The following is a 1417-nucleotide window of genomic DNA, read 5'->3' on the forward strand; positions in this document are numbered from 1 at the left end:
GTTACCTTATAAACCTGCTGGGAACCTTCCTTACCGAACAATTTGATACAGGCCGATGCGTCGTCCTCTGACGGCCGGCGTTTGAAATGGCGGTTGGTTCCGACACAATCCCGGGCTTGCGGATAATAATGTAGAATTATATCCAGCCCGTTGTTGGTCACTTTGTAGATGTCTTCTGCCTTTATCATCGTTATAAAGTTACATAGTTACTTATTCTTCGTTGTTTTTCTCCTGTTTTGTTTTCAAGTCTCCCCAAGGTTGGTACAGGAAAACGAATAATAACAGCCAAAGAAAAGCGGTTTTACCCGTATAATAAATGACAAAGGCGATCAGTCCCATAAAGGCAACCACGATAATAGCGTGGGCGATGTATTTTAAATTTTTATCTTTCATTGTTCAAACATGTTATACTGAATTGAAAAACCGAATTTGCTTAATCTCCTTTCCTGGAGAAAAGAACGTTTGTCATGTGAAGGCATAAAATGGCTACCAGGTTCTTTGTATCGAACTGGTAACCTTTCTTCCGCATCTGATAACGTAGGTTTCTTAAGCGTCTGTCTTCTTTCATGGCATTTCGTTAAGATCGTCTTAGTTTACAGAAGACACGGCACACTATCGCAAAGGATAGCGTTTAAATCCTCCTGTATGGTTTCCTGCTGCTCCCTGTTCAAGTGTACCAGGAAATAACCTTTTCCGCCGGAAAGATTCTTTATCTCCGCCAGGTTATACTTCCGGTCCACCGCATCCACGAACGCAGGGGATTCCATGGGGCGGAAGCTACTGAATATTTTATAAGTTCCACTACTGCCTTCTATTTGTAGCGTGGTTAATTTATCGGGGGTGGTAATTGTTGATTTCATTGCTGATTTTATTTGAATTATTCCATTTCTCATATATTATATCTCTGTTTACCTGTATAAACGCCAAGACATAGCCATTCAAACTCAAATTCCCTGCTATGTAGATTGATATTTATTGCTGGGAATAACGCCCAAAAACGAATATCAAAGTCAATATCAATTTTATAAGTTCTTCTATTCATATTTATTATGGTTATTAGCCAAATAAACTTGGCTGGGTTAATATTTCTTTTCCTCTTGTTGCCGGATTAAAATCTTTAAACTTGCAACTCTTAAATGCTTGCCGTTGGTTACACCACCACGCAAAGCGGTGTTGTTCGTCCGATACTGGAGTATTCTTATCTAAGTCCCGGTAAGACATGGCGAACGGTGTACATCCCAAAGAATCAAGGAGCAAAGCCCTCTTTTCTGCATCCTCAATCTGCCCATCTTTCACAAGTATATAGAAGAAGAGCCTATGCGCTGATACGCCGGATTCTTTCAGATAGGCTATTGCTGTGACCACTTCATCCGTAATCGACGAACTGTCGTAGGCCATGCGCAAGTGTCTTATCCAC

At 40.8% G+C, this 1417-nt stretch carries 5 protein-coding genes and 1 pseudogene; all 6 read right to left on the reverse strand.

The genetic code is table 11. The annotated features are described in order from the left end of the window. On the reverse strand, nucleotides 1-188 hold a 188-nt coding region (locus tag NSB03_RS20585), incomplete at its 3' end, for a hypothetical protein (protein WP_217938624.1). A 22-nt stretch (nucleotides 189-210) separates the two neighbouring features. Further along, complete coding sequence (locus NSB03_RS20590) at nucleotides 211-393, reverse strand: hypothetical protein (RefSeq protein WP_007478430.1); 183 nt, start codon at nucleotides 391-393, stop codon at nucleotides 211-213. A gap of 40 nt (nucleotides 394-433) precedes the next feature. Beyond that, the gene (locus NSB03_RS20595) at nucleotides 434-568 is read right to left on the reverse strand and encodes a hypothetical protein (RefSeq protein ID WP_257466633.1); all 135 of its coding nucleotides are present in this window, start codon (nucleotides 566-568) and stop codon (nucleotides 434-436) included. Between the two features lie 25 nt (nucleotides 569-593). After that, nucleotides 594-860 (reverse strand): hypothetical protein, encoded by a 267-nt coding sequence (locus NSB03_RS20600; protein ID WP_024988946.1) that lies wholly within the window; start codon nucleotides 858-860, stop codon nucleotides 594-596. 29 nt (nucleotides 861-889) lie between these two features. Next, entirely contained in the window at nucleotides 890-1042 is a 153-nt protein-coding gene (locus tag NSB03_RS20605; RefSeq protein ID WP_159102176.1) for a hypothetical protein, read from the reverse strand. Nucleotides 1043-1056: 14 nt separating this feature from the next. After that, nucleotides 1057-1417, reverse strand: a pseudogene (locus NSB03_RS20610) (hypothetical protein); the annotation flags it as partial.

It is taken from the genome of Bacteroides acidifaciens (assembly GCF_024623065.1).
GTDB lineage: Bacteria > Bacteroidota > Bacteroidia > Bacteroidales > Bacteroidaceae > Bacteroides > Bacteroides acidifaciens.

Coding starts and splice junctions, on each gene's coding strand:
- NSB03_RS20595 (WP_257466633.1), bottom strand. CDS start 568: ATGAAAGAAGACAGACGCTTAAGAAACCTACGTTATCAGATGCGGAAG.
- NSB03_RS20605 (WP_159102176.1), bottom strand. CDS start 1,042: ATGAATAGAAGAACTTATAAAATTGATATTGACTTTGATATTCGTTTT.
- NSB03_RS20600 (WP_024988946.1), bottom strand. CDS start 860: ATGAAATCAACAATTACCACCCCCGATAAATTAACCACGCTACAAATA.
- NSB03_RS20590 (WP_007478430.1), bottom strand. CDS start 393: ATGAAAGATAAAAATTTAAAATACATCGCCCACGCTATTATCGTGGTT.